General features: G+C 70.7%; 14 protein-coding genes. 3 read left to right on the top strand and 11 right to left on the bottom strand.

Annotated features, from left to right (window positions below; translation table 11 throughout):
- Positions 1–11: 11 nt before the first annotated feature.
- The 6 genes from ACFWH5_RS15285 to ACFWH5_RS15260 form a co-directional block, all read right to left on the bottom strand.
- Positions 12–815 carry an SseB family protein gene (locus ACFWH5_RS15285; RefSeq protein ID WP_378836239.1) on the bottom strand — a complete coding sequence of 268 codons (804 nt, stop codon included), beginning with the start codon at positions 813–815 and terminating at the stop codon, positions 12–14.
- Positions 799–1,545, bottom strand: coding sequence for a bifunctional 1-(5-phosphoribosyl)-5-((5-phosphoribosylamino)methylideneamino)imidazole-4-carboxamide isomerase/phosphoribosylanthranilate isomerase PriA (priA, locus tag ACFWH5_RS15280; RefSeq protein ID WP_378836237.1), 747 nt, complete (start codon positions 1,543–1,545; stop codon positions 799–801). Before priA ends, ACFWH5_RS15285 begins: the two co-directional genes overlap by 17 nt.
- Before the next feature lie 101 nt (positions 1,546–1,646).
- Positions 1,647–2,282, bottom strand: coding sequence for an imidazole glycerol phosphate synthase subunit HisH (gene hisH, locus ACFWH5_RS15275; RefSeq protein ID WP_378836235.1), 636 nt, complete (start codon positions 2,280–2,282; stop codon positions 1,647–1,649).
- Complete coding sequence (hisB, locus tag ACFWH5_RS15270) at positions 2,279–2,881, bottom strand: imidazoleglycerol-phosphate dehydratase HisB (protein WP_378836232.1); 603 nt, start codon at positions 2,879–2,881, stop codon at positions 2,279–2,281. The genes hisH and hisB overlap by 4 nt, the downstream gene beginning before the upstream one ends.
- Entirely contained in the window at positions 2,878–3,996 is a 1,119-nt protein-coding gene (locus ACFWH5_RS15265) for a histidinol-phosphate transaminase (protein WP_378836229.1), read from the bottom strand. The genes hisB and ACFWH5_RS15265 overlap by 4 nt, the downstream gene beginning before the upstream one ends.
- Positions 3,997–4,042: 46 nt before the next feature.
- The gene (locus tag ACFWH5_RS15260; protein ID WP_378836227.1) at positions 4,043–4,408 is read right to left on the bottom strand and encodes a LysM peptidoglycan-binding domain-containing protein; all 366 of its coding nucleotides are present in this window, start codon (positions 4,406–4,408) and stop codon (positions 4,043–4,045) included.
- A gap of 273 nt (positions 4,409–4,681) precedes the next feature.
- Between ACFWH5_RS15260 and lexA the strand changes: the two genes are divergently transcribed.
- Positions 4,682–5,368, top strand: a complete 687-nt coding sequence (gene lexA / locus ACFWH5_RS15255; RefSeq protein WP_378836225.1) for a transcriptional repressor LexA — start codon at positions 4,682–4,684, stop codon at positions 5,366–5,368.
- A 63-nt stretch (positions 5,369–5,431) separates the two neighbouring features.
- Here lexA and metE read toward each other — a convergent pair whose 3' ends face one another.
- Both metE and ACFWH5_RS15245 read right to left on the bottom strand, forming a co-directional pair.
- Positions 5,432–7,744 carry a 5-methyltetrahydropteroyltriglutamate--homocysteine S-methyltransferase gene (gene metE / locus ACFWH5_RS15250; protein WP_378836222.1) on the bottom strand — a complete coding sequence of 771 codons (2,313 nt, stop codon included), beginning with the start codon at positions 7,742–7,744 and terminating at the stop codon, positions 5,432–5,434.
- A complete protein-coding gene (locus ACFWH5_RS15245) occupies positions 7,741–8,691 on the bottom strand; it encodes a methylenetetrahydrofolate reductase (RefSeq protein WP_378836220.1) in 951 nt (316 codons plus the stop codon). Before ACFWH5_RS15245 ends, metE begins: the two co-directional genes overlap by 4 nt.
- Positions 8,692–8,807: 116 nt before the next feature.
- On the opposite strand from ACFWH5_RS15245, the gene ACFWH5_RS15240 reads away from it, so the two are divergent.
- Entirely contained in the window at positions 8,808–10,676 is a 1,869-nt protein-coding gene (locus ACFWH5_RS15240) for an alpha/beta hydrolase family protein (protein ID WP_378836218.1), read from the top strand.
- A gap of 6 nt (positions 10,677–10,682) precedes the next feature.
- Here ACFWH5_RS15240 and smpB read toward each other — a convergent pair whose 3' ends face one another.
- The 3 genes from smpB to ftsE form a co-directional block, all read right to left on the bottom strand.
- Positions 10,683–11,159 carry an SsrA-binding protein SmpB gene (gene smpB / locus ACFWH5_RS15235; RefSeq protein ID WP_378836215.1) on the bottom strand — a complete coding sequence of 159 codons (477 nt, stop codon included), beginning with the start codon at positions 11,157–11,159 and terminating at the stop codon, positions 10,683–10,685.
- An 82-nt stretch (positions 11,160–11,241) separates the two neighbouring features.
- On the bottom strand, positions 11,242–12,156 hold the full coding sequence (ftsX, locus tag ACFWH5_RS15230; RefSeq protein WP_378836213.1) for a permease-like cell division protein FtsX: 915 nt from the start codon (positions 12,154–12,156) through the stop codon (positions 11,242–11,244).
- A complete protein-coding gene (gene ftsE, locus ACFWH5_RS15225) occupies positions 12,153–13,286 on the bottom strand; it encodes a cell division ATP-binding protein FtsE (RefSeq protein ID WP_378836211.1) in 1,134 nt (377 codons plus the stop codon). Before ftsE ends, ftsX begins: the two co-directional genes overlap by 4 nt.
- A gap of 192 nt (positions 13,287–13,478) precedes the next feature.
- Here ftsE and ACFWH5_RS15220 point away from each other — a divergent pair, with 192 nt between their 5' ends.
- A complete protein-coding gene (locus ACFWH5_RS15220) occupies positions 13,479–14,585 on the top strand; it encodes a DUF2510 domain-containing protein (RefSeq protein ID WP_378836208.1) in 1,107 nt (368 codons plus the stop codon).
- Positions 14,586–14,611: the final 26 nt, after the last annotated feature.

The following is a 14,611-nucleotide window of genomic DNA, read 5'->3' as shown; positions in this document are numbered from 1 at the left end:
GCGACACGGGATCAGGCGGCCTTGGTGAGCTTCACGGTCAGCGAGTCGACGAGCACGGCGATGCGGTCGTCGGCCGCCCAGCGCTGAGCCAGACGCGCGAGCACCGCATCCAGCGTCTCGCGTTCGAGGCCGTCCGCCAGCTCGAGGGTGACGATCAGCTCCGGTCCTCGCATGCGCGCGTCGGGGTCTCCCGCGCCCACCGACACGTCGATCACCGCCAGTTCGTGCGCGACGCTCTGCTGGAGCGCCGTGAACACCTCTGGCGAAAGGAAGCTCGGTTCCCACCGCTGGTTCTGCGCCACCGCCCACACGGCAGGGCGCCGGATGACGAACTCGGTGTCAGACGCCGGATCCAGCACGATCAGGTCGGTCTGCTCACTCGACGCGGACAGGGCCACGCGCTTGGCCTCGACGGGGATCGGCCGCGCCGTGGCATCCCACCGTGCCATCGTCTCGACCGACGAGAAGACGGGCTGCACGCGGCGACCGTCGGGGGCGGCGACCGTGACGATCGAGAGCTCCTGCGTCTTGTCGACCTTCAGCCCGGTCGGGCCCACGCCCTCCTCGCCCTTCGCCGCGACGAGGGGCACGAGCACTCGCGCGTCACGGAACGCATCGACGACCTCGGCCTGGCTGCCTACCCCCGCGCGGAAGCCCAGCAGGGCCGAAAGGAGCGCGGGGTCTGCGGAGCCGTCATCCGCGGCGTGCGGGTTGGACTCGAAGCTGCGCCCCTCCCACGGCACTCCCGCCGAGTCGCCGGCGTCGCCGTGCGAATGGGGCGTGTCGTGATCGCAGCCGTCAGTCTCCGGCGACATCCAGCGCCTCGGCGAGGGTGAACTTGCCGGCGTACAGCGCCTTGCCGACGATCGCGCCCTCGACGCCCAGGTGCACGAGCTCGCGCAGCGCGGCGATGTCGTCGAGGCTCGAGACGCCGCCGGACGCGATCACCGGCTTCGGGGTGCGCGAGGTGATCTCGCGCAGCAGGTCGAGGTTGGGTCCGCGCAGCGTGCCGTCCTTCGTGACGTCGGTGACGACGTAGCGGCTGCATCCGGCCTCTTCGAGACGCTCGAGCACCTCCCAGATGTCGCCGCCGTCCTCCGTCCATCCCCGCGCCGCGAGCGTGGTGCCGCGCACGTCGAGCCCGACGGCGACAGCCTCACCGTAGCGTCCGATGACATCCGCAGCCCACTCGGGGTTCTCCAGCGCCGCGGTGCCGAGGTTGATGCGGTTGGCACCCGACTCCAGAGCCGCCTCGAGGCTGGCGTCGTCGCGGATGCCGCCGGAGAGCTCGATGTTCACGCCGCGGTACTGCTTGATGACCTTGCGCAGGATCCCGGCGTTGCTGCCGCGTCCGAACGCCGCGTCGAGGTCGACGAGGTGGATCCACTGCGCCCCCTGGTCGACCCACTCGCCCGCGGCGTCCACGGGGTCGCCGTAGCTGGTCTCGGTGCCAGCCTCACCCTGGGTGAGACGCACCGCCTTGCCGCCGGCGACGTCGACCGCGGGCAGCAGGATCAGGGCGGGTGACTGTGCGAAATCGTTCATGACGTCCTAGGAGAGGGAATCGGGAATGGCTGTGCAGGCACGAGAGACGAGGGTAGTCGGGGCGCGAGCGGGCATCAAACCCTCCGGCGGATCGGCACCGGTCAGAGGGACTCGACCCAGTTGCGCAGCAGACGGATGCCGGCGTCGCCGGACTTCTCGGGGTGGAACTGAGTGGCCGACAGCGGACCGTTCTCGACCGCGGCGAGGAAGCGCTCCCCGTGCGTGGCCCACGTGACGGCGGGCCGCGGGAACGGCGCGACCACGTCGAGCTCCCAGGTCTTGGCCGCGTAGGAGTGCACGAAGTAGAAGCGCTCCTGCTCGATGCCCCGGAACAGGACGCTGCCCTCGCCGGCCTGCACCGTATTCCACCCCATGTGCGGCAGCACCGGCGCGTCGAGCTCGGTCACCGAACCCGGCCACTCCCCCAGGCCCTCGGTGTTCTGCCCGCGCTCGACGCCGCGCTCGAACATCACCTGCATGCCGACGCAGATGCCGAGCACCGGACGACCTCCGGCGAGTCGGCGTTCGATGATCTCATCGCCGCCACGCGCGTGCAGTGCTTCGCGCACCGCGGCGAAGGCGCCGACACCCGGCACGAGGAGTCCGTCGGCCTCCAGGGCCGCGCTGCGGTCACCGGTCAGCTCGACGTCCGCACCGGCGGCGGCGAGGGCCTTCACGGCGGAGTGCACGTTGCCGGACTCGTAGTCGAAGACGGCGACGCGAGGTGCGCGGCTCACAGCGCACCCTTCGTCGACGGGATGCCCTCGACCAGCGGGTCGAGCGCCTTGGCCTGCCGGAACGCGCGAGCGAACGCCTTGAACTCCGCCTCGGCGATGTGGTGCGGGTCGCGCCCGCCGAGCACGCGCACGTGCACGGTGAGGCCCGCATGGAAGGTGAGGGCCTCGAAGGCGTGACGAACCAGCGAACCCGTGAAGTGCCCGCCGATCAGGTGGAACTCGAAGCCGGCGGGCTCGCCCTGGTGCACGAGGAAGGGACGCCCGGAGACGTCGACGACGGCCTGCGCGAGCGCTTCGTCGAGCGGCACGAGCGCGTCACCGTAACGCGAGATGCCCGCCTTGTCGCCGAGCGCCTCGCCGATCGCCTGACCGAGCACGATGGAGACGTCCTCGACGGTGTGGTGCGCGTCGATGTGCGTGTCGCCGGACGCGCGTACGGTCAGATCGGTCAGCGAGTGCTTCGCGAAGGCGGTGAGCATGTGGTCGAAGAACGGCACGGAGGTGTCGATGCTGCTGCGCCCGGTGCCGTCGAGGTTCAGCTCGATCTCGACGGTCGACTCGGACGTGCTGCGGGTGCGACGTGCGGTGCGTGCGCTCATGACGCCGATCCTACCGAGGCGGCGGGCGACGGATCGCTGATCGAGGCCAGGGCGTCGAGGAACGCGGTGGTCTCGGCCTCGGTGCCCGCGGTGACCCGAAGGTGACCGGGGATGCCGACGTCGCGGATCAGCACGCCCCGCTCGTAGAGCGCCTGCCAGACCGCCTTCGGATCGTCGACGCCGCCGAACAGCACGAAGTTCGACCACGACTCGTGCGGTGCATAGCCGAGGGCGACCAGGGTGGCCGTGATGCGGTCGCGCTGCACCACGATCTCGTCGACCATCCGCAGCATCGTCGTCGAGTTGCGCAGCGCCGCGACCGCTGCCGCCTGCGTGAGCGCACTGAGGTGGTACGGCAGGCGCACGAGGCGCAGCGCGTCGATGAACGCCGGATCAGCGGCGAGATAGCCCACCCTCGCGCCCGCGAAGGCGAACGCCTTGCTCATGGTGCGAGAGACCGCCAGCCGAGGGCGCCCGTCGAGCAGTGTGAGCGCGGATGCCGCGTCGTGCGGGGCGAACTCGTGATAGGCCTCGTCGACGATCACGACCCCCCGCGCGGCTTCGTACACGGCTTCGACGACGTCGAATCCCAGGGGTGTGCCGGTCGGATTGTTGGGCGAGCACAGCAGCACGACATCAGGGTCGGTGGCACGCACCTGCCGCGCCGCCTCGTCAGCCGTGATCGAGTAGTCGTCTTCGCGGGTGCCGGCCGTCCAGCGCGCGCCGGTGCCCTGTGCGAGCAGCGGGTACATCGAATAGGTCGGCCCGAAGCCGAAGACTGTGCGACCCGGACCGGCGAACGCCTGCAGGATGTGCTGCAGCACCTCGTTCGATCCGTTGCCGGCCCAGATGCGCTCGGCGGTCAGACCGTGGCCGAGATAAGTCGCGAACGCCTGCCGCAGCGCGGTGAACTCCCGGTCGGGATACCGGTTCACCTCGCGCAGGGCCCGGGCGATGCCGTCGAGGATGTCGTCGGCCACCTCATCGGGCACCGGATGGGTGTTCTCGTTCACGTTCAGCGCCACCGGCAGCGGCGCCTGTGGCGCGCCGTACGGAGTCAGCCCGCGAAGGTCGTCGCGAAGGGGCAGATCGTCAAGAGAGGTCACCCTTCCCATCGTAGAGCGCGCACCTCGGCCGACCCTGCGCGTGACGTCACACGGTTCAGTCGGCGTACTCCGCGGGAAGCGCCAGCGTGGTGCCGGTCTGGATCATGCCGCTCGGCAGGCTGTTCAGACGCATGATGGCGTCGACGACCTCGCGCGGGTCGGCATCGGGCGCCGCATCGGCCGCGATCGACCACAGAGTGTCGCCCGGCATCACCGTGACCGTCTCGAACGACGGCACTGCGGCCTGCTCCCCCGAGGCCAGCGCGGATCCGCCCGCCAGCGCGGAGAAGACGATCCCGGCGGCGACCGGCGCCGAGGCGAGGGCGAGGAGCACGCGGCGACCGCGTGCGGTCAGTCGCAGCCGTGTCGCCGGCGCAGCGGTGCGTGCGGTCATCGGCGGCTGGATGCTGATGGTGCTCATGGTGTGCTCCTCTTCTTCTCCGCCTCGACGGCGGGAAGCTTTCGCATCCGGCATTCGGCCGGGAATGCCGGATGCGAAGCTGTGTTCCGAATGTATCTTCGATATCGAACAGCTGTCAAGAATTCTTCGAACTTCCGTTCCCGATCAGGCCGACACGCTCGAACAGATCTTCCGAATTCGGCGAAATCTCGGATACGGTTTCGATAACGACAGCCCACCACGGGCCACCGACATTCGAACCGGACGCCTCGACAGAGCGCATGGAGGAGCAGCATGAGCGAGAACCCCGCCCCGGCATCCGAGGCGCCGCGCACGCGTCGGCGCAAGAACCTGAGCGCCAAGCAGATGGCGATCCTCGAGGTCATCCAGACCTCGATCGCCCGCCACGGCTACCCGCCGAGCATGCGCGAGATCGGCGACGCCGTCGGCCTCAAGTCCCTGTCCAGCGTCACGCATCAGCTGGGGCAGCTGGAACTCAGCGGCTACCTGCGCCGCGACCCGGGCAAGACGCGTGCCATGGAGGTGCTCATCGACCTGCCCGGCACGAGCACCGAGAACCCGGCCGACAGTGCGCCCGCGGTCGGCGACGCCGCCCTGGTGCCGCTGGTCGGGCAGATCGCGGCCGGCGTGCCGATCACCGCCGAGCAGCAGGTCGAGGAGATCTTCCCGCTGCCGCGGCAGCTGGTGGGCAAGGGCGACCTGTTCATGCTCAAGGTCAACGGCGACTCGATGATCGATGCCGCCATCTGCGACGGTGACTGGGTCGTGGTCCGCACGCAGAACACCGCCGAGAACGGTGAGATCGTCGCGGCCCTGCTCGACGATGAGGCCACCGTGAAGACCTTCCGGCAGCGCGACGGACACACCTGGCTGCTCCCCCGCAACTCGTCGTTCGAGCCGATCCTCGGCGACGACGCCGTCGTCCTCGGCAAGGTCGTGGCGGTGCTGCGCGCCGTCTGAGATTCCTGCGCATACGGGGAACGCCTCGTCCGGAGCATCCGGACGAGGCGTTCCTCATTTCGATCAGGCGGGGACGGTGACGTCCTCGCGGACGCGACGGGTGGCCTCGACGATGTTGCGCAGCGACGCCACCGTCTCGTCGTAGCCGCGCGTCTTCAGACCGCAGTCAGGGTTCACCCACAGCTGACGCAGCGGCAGCTCGTCGACGGCCCGCCGCAGCAGCGACTCGACCTCATCGGCGCTGGGCACGCGGGGCGAGTGGATGTCGTAGACGCCGGGGCCGATGCCGTGGTCGAAGCCCGCCTCGGCCACCTCGGCGACGACCTCCATGCGGCTGCGCGCCGCCTCGATCGAGGTGACGTCGGCGTCCAGCGCGCGGATCGCGTCGATGACGACGCCGAACTCCGAATAGCAGAGGTGCGTGTGCACCTGTGTCGCCGCGGCGGCGCCTCCCGTCGCGAGCCGGAACGAGCGCACCGACCAGTCGAGGTAGGCGGGCTGGTCCGCCGTCTTCAACGGCAGCAGCTCACGCAGCGCCGGCTCGTCGACCTGGATGATCGCGATCCCCGCCGCCTCGAGGTCCGCGATCTCGTCGCGCAGCGCCAGGGCGACCTGGTCGGCGGTCTCGCCCAGCGGCTGGTCGTCGCGGACGAACGACCAGGCGAGGATCGTGACCGGCCCGGTGAGCATGCCCTTGACGTGCTTGACGCTCAACGACTGCGCGTAGGACGCCCAGGAGACCGTGATCGGCGCGGGACGCGACACGTCACCCCACAGGATCGACGGCCGCGTGGCGCGCGATCCGTAGGACTGCACCCAGCCGTGCTCGGTCACGGCGAAGCCGTCGAGGTTCTCTGCGAAGTACTGCACCATGTCGTTGCGCTCCGGCTCGCCGTGCACCAGCACGTCGAGTCCGAGATCCTCCTGCAGCGCGACCACACGATCGATCTCGGCCTTGAGGAACGCCTCGTAGTCGTCCGCGGGGAGCTCGCCGCGGAGGAACTGCGCGCGGGCGCGGCGGATGTCGCCGGTCTGCGGGAAGGAGCCGATCGTGGTGAGCGGCAGCGAGGGCAGGTTCAGGGCCTCCTGCGCCGACTCGCGCTGCTCGTAGGAGACGCGCGAGAAGTCCGCCTCGGCGAGCGTGCGACCGCGCACCGCGCCGTCACGCACGCCCGGCGCGTCCTTCCGGTCGGCGAGCGCGGCCGATGCCTCCGCCAGCTCCGCGGCGATGGCGTTGCGCCCTGCCGCGAGGCCGCGGGCCAGCGTGACGATCTGACCGACCTTCTGGTCGGCGAACGCCAGCCACGAGACCAGCCGGGCGTCGAGGGCCGCCTCGTCCTGGACGTCGTGCGGCACGTGCAGCAGCGAGGTCGACGTGGAGGCCGAGACGGATGCGGCGCCGAGCGCGCGAAGCGCCTCGAGCTTCGCGAACGCGCCGTCCAGGTCGCCGCGCCAGATGTTGTGCCCGTCGATCACGCCGCCGACAAGGGTCTTCGCCCCCAGGTCGGGGAGCGCATCCGGAACGCCGCCTCGCACCAGGTCGATCGCGATGGCCTCGACCGGCGCCGCGGCCAGTACCGGCAGCGCCTCGCCGAGCTCCGCATACGGTGCCGCGACGAAGATCGACGGACGGTCTGCAGCGCCGCCGAGCGCCGCGAGGGCCCGCCGTGCGGCATCCGCCAGCTGCGCGGTCGAGGCGGGCAGGGACTCGCTGACCAGGGCGGGCTCGTCGAGCTGCACCCAGTCGGCGCCGGCGGCCTTGAGCTTCGTCAGCAGCTCGGCGTACACGGCGACCACCTCGTCCAGGCGCGACAGCGGGTCGAAGCCCTCCGGCGCGGCATCCGAGGCCTTGGCGAGGGCGAGCAGGGTGACCGGCCCCACGATGACCGGGCGGGTGCGGTAGCCGGCGGCGGCGGACTCGGCGACCTCGCGCACCAGGCGATCGCTGGAGAGCGAGAAGGCCGTCTCCGGGCCGATCTCGGGCACGAGGTAGTGATAGTTGGAGTCGAACCACTTGGTCATCTCCAGCGGCGCCCGATCGCCCTCGCCTCGGGCGATCGTGAAGTAGGCGGGCAGCCCGATGGTGCCGTCGCCGGAGCGCAGATCCTCGAAGCGTGCGGGGACGGCGCCGACGGTGACCGCCGCGTCGAGCACCTGGTCGTAGAAGGAGAACGACTCCGGGATCGAGGAGTCCTCGCGTCCGAGACCCAGCCCGGCGAGACGATCGCGGTTCGCGGCGCGCAGCTCGGCGGCGGCGCTCTCGAGGGCGCGTTCGTCGATGCGTCCGGCCCAGAACGCCTCGACGGCCTTCTTCAGCTCGCGGCGACGGCCGATCCGGGGGTAGCCGAGGATCGTCCCGGCGGGGAAAGCGGTCATGGGTTTCCTTTCAGTGGAGAAGACAGCTCGAGCGCGGGGATGATCCCGGCGTGAGCGAGCACGTCGAGCACGGTCTCGTGCTGGTTGAACGCGTAGAGGTGCACCCCGGGCGCGCCGCCGTCGACGACGGCGCGGGCGAGATCGGCGGCCCATGCGATGCCGACCTGGCGGCGGCCCTCGGTCGTGGGCTCCACCTCGAGCGCGATCGACAGCTCCCCCGGCAGCTCCTCGCCGGTGAGCTCGAGCACGCGGGCGAGCCGCGCCGGCGAGGTGATCGGCATGATGCCGGGAAGGATCGGGATGCTGACTCCGGCGTGGCGTGCGCGCTCCACGAAGGCGAGGTAGTCGTCGGGGTGGAAGAAGAGCTGCGTGATGGCCAGCGTGGCACCGGCGGCCTGCTTGGCCAGCAGAGCGTCGACGTGCTGGCTGCTGTACGCCGAGCGCGGGTGCCCGTTCGGGAAGGCGGCGACAGCGATGCTCACCTTCCGGCGCGGGGCGACCCGCACCGCGCCGGGGTTTCCGGGCACCGGCGACTCCTCGTACGGTGCCCGCTCGGCCTGCACCCGGTCGATCAGCTGCACCAGCTGTGCGGAGCTCTCCAGGTCGCCGAGGAAGGGCGCACCCTCGTCGAGCCCGGCCGGCGGGTCGCCGCGCAGCGCGAGGAAGCTGAGGATGCCGGCATCCAGGAACTCGCGGATCAGGCGCGTGGCGCCCGCGTAGGTGTTCCCCACGCAGGTGAGATGCGCCAGCGGTTCGACCGAGGTGCGACTGCGGATGTAGCGCAGGATCTCGAGGGAGCGCCCGCCCGTGGAGCCGCCCGCGCCGTACGTGACGGAGAGGAAGTCGGGACCGGCGGCGGCGAGCCTGTCGATCGTCTCGTGCAGCGCCGTCGCCGACGCAGCGGAGCGCGGCGGATAGAGCTCGAAGGAGAACGGGACGCGACTCACGGCATTCTCCTCACGGGGCGTCGACGGGTGTGTTCTCAGCACGGTAGAGCAGCCCCGATCGCGGGCGCACGCTGTGTGACGCCGTGTGTCGGAAGGTGCGCGGATAGGCTCGGGAGATGACCTCTCCGTTCGGTTCCTGGCCCTCTCCGTTCAGCGCGGCCGACATCTCGGCATCCGCACCGCGCATCGAAGGAGCCCGCTTCGTCGGCGACGAGATCTGGTGGGGTGAGTCGGTGCCGTCGCAGGGTGGACGCGTCACCGTGCGCAGCTCATCGGGTACCGAGCTGCTGCCTGAGCCGTGGAATGCGCGCTCGAAGGTGCACGAGTACGGCGGCGGAGCGTGGGCCGCGGATGCCGAAGGCACGCTGTTCTTCGTGAACGCGGCGGATCAGCGCGTGCACCGGCTGCCCCGCGGTGGCGTTCCGGAGCCGCTCACCGCGGCGGGCGCGAATCACGGCGGACTGACGGTGCAGCACGGCCGCCTGTTCGCCGTGCGTGAGGATCTGCGGCCGGCGCCGCACCGGCGAGCCATCATCGAGATCCCGCTGGACGGGTCGGCCGCGGAGGACGAGACCGCCGTCAGCGTGCACGCGGAGGGACCCGGCTTCTTCGCTCACCCGGCGCTGTCGCCCGACGGCGAGCGCCTGGCGTACGTGACGTGGACGATCGAGCGGATGCCGTGGGACGAATCCGGCCTCTCGGTGCTCTCGCTGCGCGACGGCACGGTGACGGAGGTTCCCGTCCGCACGGCGCTGCAGCCCGAGTGGCGCGGCCGCGACGAGCTGCTTCTGCTGGACGAGGTGGACGGCCGCTGGAACCTCGTGCGCGCGGCGTTCGATGCTTCCGGTTCGGCCTCGACGCAGCCCGTGACGCCGCCGGTCGACGCGGACACCGGCGGTGGCCTGTGGGTGCTCGGCAACCGATGGTACGGTCAGCTCGGCGACGGGAGCATCGTGGCGGTGCGCACGCAGGGCGCCGACCGGGTCGTGCGGATCTCGGCGGACGGCGAACGGGTGGAGCCCCTCGCCCTGCCGGTGACGGCCGGGGCGAGCATCGACGACGCCACCGGCGGCCGTGTTCTCGTCTCGGGCTCCGGCGCGCAGGTCGGGCAGGGTCTGTGGTGCGTGGACATCGACACGGCGACGACCACGCTCGTCACTGGCGGGCACGGGGCGGACCCGGCGTGGGTGCCGCACGGCATCCCGGTGACCTTCGACGGCCCGCACGGCCCGGTGCACGCGTTCGACTACCGTCCGACCCAGCCGGATGCGGCGGCCCCCGAGGGCGAGCTGCCGCCGTACATCGTGATGGTGCACGGTGGACCGACCGCGCACGTGTCCGGCGCGGCATCCACCGCGTACGCCTACTGGACCAGTCGTGGCATCGGCGTGCTCGATGTGAACTACGGCGGGTCCACCGGTTACGGCCGCGCCTACCGCGATCGCCTGAACGGCCAGTGGGGGGTGGTCGACGTCGATGACGTGATCGCCGCCGCGCGCGGTCTCGCCGATGAGGGCCTCGCCGATGCGGAGCGCATCGCCATCCGCGGCGGCTCGGCCGGCGGGTGGACGGTGCTGTGCGCTCTGGTGCGCGGCGGTGCGTTCGCTGCGGGTATCTCGCGGTACGGCGTCGCGGACCTGCGGATGCTGGCTGCCGAGACGCACGACTTCGAGGCGCGCTATCTCGACGGCCTCGTCGGCCCGCTTCCCGAGGCGGAGGACGTGTACATCGCCCGATCGCCCCTGTCTCACGCCGACCGCATCTCGGTGCCGGTGCTGCTGGAGCAGGGCGAGGACGACCGCGTGGTGCCCCCCTCGCAGTCCGAGGCGATCCGCGACGCGCTGGTCGCCCGCGGCGTACCGCACGAGTACGTGCTGTACGAGGGCGAGGGGCACGGCTTCCGCCGGGCGGAGACGATCATCTCGTCGCTCGAGACCGAGCTCACCTTCCTCGGCGGGGTGTTCGGCTTCGAGCCGCGGCTGTAGCGGCCGCTACTCGCCCATCCGGTTGCGGGTGCGCATCGCGCGTTCGGCCTCGCGGGTGTCCTGCCGTTCGCGCAGCGTCTGCCGCTTGTCGTACTCGCGCTTGCCCTTCGCCAGCGCGATCTCGACCTTGGCACGGCCGTCGGAGAAATACAGCCGCAGCGGGATCAGCGTGTAGCCGCCCGCCGACACCGCGTGCTCGAGCTTGTGGATCTCCTCGCGGTGCAGCAGCAGCTTGCGCACGCGCTTCGCCGAGTGGTTGGTCCAGTGCCCCTGCGAGTACTCCGGGATGTGCACGGCGTCGAGGTACGCCTGGCCGCCCTTGATGTAGGCGTATCCGTCGCTGAGGTTCGCGCGACCCTGGCGCAGCGACTTCACCTCGGTGCCGGTGAGCACCAGGCCGGCTTCGTACGACTTCTCGAGGTTGTAGTCGTGACGCGCGCGACGGTTGGTCGCGATGACCTTCTCACCGCGTTCCCTGGGCATGTTCTTCTCCTGACGACGGACCAGCCCGCCAGTCTATATCCTCGCCGGCCCCGCACCGACGACGTGCGGATCCGGCGCGATCTCACGTGCGCAGCCAGCGCCGGATCGCGAAACCGGCCGACAGCGCGGCCAGCACGACGCCGATGCCGACGATCACGGGCACCACGAAGACGGCGTCCTGCATCCCGATCAGCGGCCGCATGAAGGGCACGCGCTCGGCGAGATAGCCCTCCACCCCGAAATGCACCCCGGCGAGCACGGCCGCGCTGGCCAGCACCGAGCCGAGGAACGCGGCGAACACGCCCTCGAGAACGAACGGCGTCTGGATCGACCGGTTCGACGCGCCCACCAGGCGCATGATCCCGATCTCCTTGCGCCGCGCGTAGGCCGACAGCCTGATCGTCGTCGCGATGAGCAGCACCGCGGCGATGAGCATCAGCGCGGCGATCCCGACCGCGATGTACGTCGCCACCGTGAGCGCCGAGAAGAGCGGATCGAGCAGCTTGCGCTGATCGTTCACCTCATCGACGCCCTGCTCCCCCGCGAATGCCTCGCTCAGTACCTCGGACTGCTGCGGGTTCTGCATGGTCACCCGGAAGGCGACCGACATCTGCTCGAGCCCCACGACGTTCGCCTGCTCCTCGCCGAAGTTCTCGACGAAGTCCTGGAACGCCTCCTCCTTCGTCTCGAAGCGCACCTCGCTGATCAGGGGCGAGAGCGCGTCGCCGTCGAGGGTCTGCCTGACCTTGTCGATCTGCTCCTCGGTGGCCTCACCGCCGACGCAGGTGTCCGAGACCGACAGCGGGGAGCACATGTAGATCGTCACCTCGGCGCGCTCGCCCCAGAAGCCGCGCATGGTGCCGATCTGCGACTGCATGAGGATCGCGGCGCCGACGAAGGTGAGCGAGACGAAGGTGACGAGCACCACCGAGATCACCATGGAGATGTTGCGGCGAAGGCCCAGCAGCGCCTCGCCGACGATGAGTCCGAATCTCATGTGGTCGGGCCCACTTCCTCATCGTCATCGGCATCCGACAGTCCCAGGCGATCGGCGACGCCCAGCTCGGCGACCTCCACCTCCGGGAGCACGATCGGGTTGGTGCGGGGCCCGGCAGGGGACGACTCCTCGGCAGGGGTCGGCACGGTGCCCGGCTCGGCGGCGGGCGCCGCCGCAGTGGCGGGGGCGGATGCTGCCGGGGCGGATGCTGACGGCGCGGATGCGGCGGGTGCGGAGGCAGCGGGGGCGGATGCCGCGGCGGGCGGTTCCGTACGCCGCGCGGCGGGCGCCTCCGTGCGGCTCGCGGCGGCCTGCGAGGCGGCGAGCGCGTCGAGAGGCAGCACCGGCAGAGCGCTGGTCTCGCGCTGCACCTCCTGCACCGCCGTGAGCGCCGCGACGGCGGCGGCGCCGCGCACCGCCTCCGGGGTCAGGCGCGGGATGTTCGACGTGTCGCCGTACCCGCCGCCGAGCTCGTCGCGCACCATCTCGCCACCCTGCAGCTCGATCACGCGGCGCTGCATCTGGTCGACGAACGCGGCCTCGTGCGTGGCCATCACGATCGTCGTGCCACCCGCGTTGATGCGCGTCAGCAGCTGCATGATCCCCACGGAGGTGGCCGGGTCGAGGTTGCCGGTCGGCTCGTCGGCGAGCAGCACCTTGGGTCGGTTCACGATCGCGCGGGCGATGGCGACGCGCTGCTGCTCACCGCCCGAGAGCTCATGCGGCATCCGCTTGCCCTTGCCGTCGAGACCCACCAGGGCGAGCGCTTCCGGGACCGCCTGCTGGATGAAGCCGCGCGAGGCGCCGATCACCTGCAGCGAGAACGCCACGTTCTGGTAGACGGTCTTCGACGGCAGCAGGCGGAAGTCCTGGAAGACGGAGCCGATGTGCCGGCGGAAGTACGGCACCTTGCGGTTCGCGAGCGAGCGCAGATCGCGGCCGAGCACGGCCACACGGCCGGACGACGGCACGTCCTCGCGCAGGATGAGTCGCAGGCAGGTCGACTTGCCGGAGCCCGAAGCGCCGACGAGGAAGACGAACTCCCCCGACTGGACTTCGAAATCGACCGCGGAGAGCGCAGGTCTCTTGGTGCCGCGATAGCGTTTGGTGACGTTCTCGAACCGGATCATGGCCATACGAGCCTATGCGCGCGCGGCCGATCGACGTTCAGCGACACCCCTCGGAGACGACGGGGGTGGGGAGCTCTCCCCGATGTCCGCGTCACGGCGGACTGATATACACGTTAGGGCGCTTCCCGCGCCGGCAGGGGATCGCGAGTGCATCGGCACCGCGAAGACGAACATGAGATGAGGAGGGCCGCCATGAGCGTTCCCGCTGGGTGGTACGACGACGGCTCCGGACGACAGCGCTGGTGGGACGGCCAGCAGTGGACCGAGCACTTCGCCCCGGCACAGGGCGAGTCCGCCACGGAGGCGACGACCGGGGAGTCCGATGCGGCCGCGTCCGCTGAAGAGCTGGACGACCTCGACGCCACAGTCCGCCGCGAGGACGTGCCGCAGCGCGATGCGGATGCCTCGTTCGATGCGGCAGCGGAACCCATCGAGCCCGTCGAGCCCGTGGAGCCTGTCGAGCCGTCGGCGCCCGCGGCGTATACCGCACCGGATGCTCTCGGGCAGCCTGTCGCGGATCACGCGGCGCCGACCGCGTACGAGACCTCGGCGTACGCGCCTCCCGCCGCGCCGGGTTACGCCGCACCGGCGGCACCCGCATACGGCGACCCGAACGCCACCGCCGCCTATCCCGCCGGTTCGTACCCCGGCGGCGGCCCATACCCCGGCGCGTACCCCGGTGGCGCGCAGCCCTACGGTGGGTCCTCCTACGGTGTCGAGCAGCCGGGCCCCGCCAAGCCTCCGATCCTCGGCTTCATCGGTCTGGGCCTCGCCGTCGTCGGAACGATCCTCGCCTGCATCCCGCCGGTGCTCACCGGCTTCGGCTTCTTCCTGCTGTTCGCCGCGTTTGTCGTGTCGCTGATCGCGATCTTCATGAAGACCAAGAAGTGGCCCGCGATCGCCGGTCTCGCGCTGTCGGTCGTCGGCGCGATCGTCGGCGGCATCGTCGTGGTGGTGTACTTCGTGAACTTCGCGAACACGATCGCCGACGAGTTCCCGACGGATTTCCCGAGCTCGTTCACGAGCGAGGAGCCCACGGATGAAGAGCCCGGCGACGCGACAGGACGCCCGTCGCCCGAGGAGATTGCGGCCGGTTTCCTCGTGGTTCTCCACGACGCCGAGGTCACCGAGTTCGACGACCCCGAGGTCTCGTCGTGCATCGGGCAGTACTTCTACGACTCGGATCTGAGTGACGAGACGCTGCGGACGATCGCCGGCGGAGAGGACGTGTACGGCGCCGACACCCAGGAGGTGCAGTCCGTCACCACCGAAGCCATCGTCGAGTGCACGGCCGAGTGAGGCCGGTGCGCCGCTGAAACGCCGAG

This window comes from Microbacterium sp. NPDC058345 (assembly GCF_042723855.1).
Lineage (GTDB): Bacteria > Actinomycetota > Actinomycetes > Actinomycetales > Microbacteriaceae > Microbacterium.
This window is presented reverse-complemented; position numbering and strand designations above follow the sequence as displayed.

Coding starts and splice junctions, on each gene's coding strand:
- ACFWH5_RS15285 (WP_378836239.1), bottom strand. CDS start 815: ATGTCGCCGGAGACTGACGGCTGCGATCACGACACGCCCCATTCGCAC.
- priA (WP_378836237.1), bottom strand. CDS start 1,545: ATGAACGATTTCGCACAGTCACCCGCCCTGATCCTGCTGCCCGCGGTC.
- hisB (WP_378836232.1), bottom strand. CDS start 2,881: ATGAGCGCACGCACCGCACGTCGCACCCGCAGCACGTCCGAGTCGACC.
- ACFWH5_RS15265 (WP_378836229.1), bottom strand. CDS start 3,996: ATGGGAAGGGTGACCTCTCTTGACGATCTGCCCCTTCGCGACGACCTT.
- ACFWH5_RS15260 (WP_378836227.1), bottom strand. CDS start 4,408: ATGAGCACCATCAGCATCCAGCCGCCGATGACCGCACGCACCGCTGCG.
- lexA (WP_378836225.1), top strand. CDS start 4,682: ATGAGCGAGAACCCCGCCCCGGCATCCGAGGCGCCGCGCACGCGTCGG.
- metE (WP_378836222.1), bottom strand. CDS start 7,744: ATGACCGCTTTCCCCGCCGGGACGATCCTCGGCTACCCCCGGATCGGC.
- ACFWH5_RS15240 (WP_378836218.1), top strand. CDS start 8,808: ATGACCTCTCCGTTCGGTTCCTGGCCCTCTCCGTTCAGCGCGGCCGAC.
- smpB (WP_378836215.1), bottom strand. CDS start 11,159: ATGCCCAGGGAACGCGGTGAGAAGGTCATCGCGACCAACCGTCGCGCG.
- ftsX (WP_378836213.1), bottom strand. CDS start 12,156: ATGAGATTCGGACTCATCGTCGGCGAGGCGCTGCTGGGCCTTCGCCGC.
- ftsE (WP_378836211.1), bottom strand. CDS start 13,286: ATGATCCGGTTCGAGAACGTCACCAAACGCTATCGCGGCACCAAGAGA.
- ACFWH5_RS15220 (WP_378836208.1), top strand. CDS start 13,479: ATGAGCGTTCCCGCTGGGTGGTACGACGACGGCTCCGGACGACAGCGC.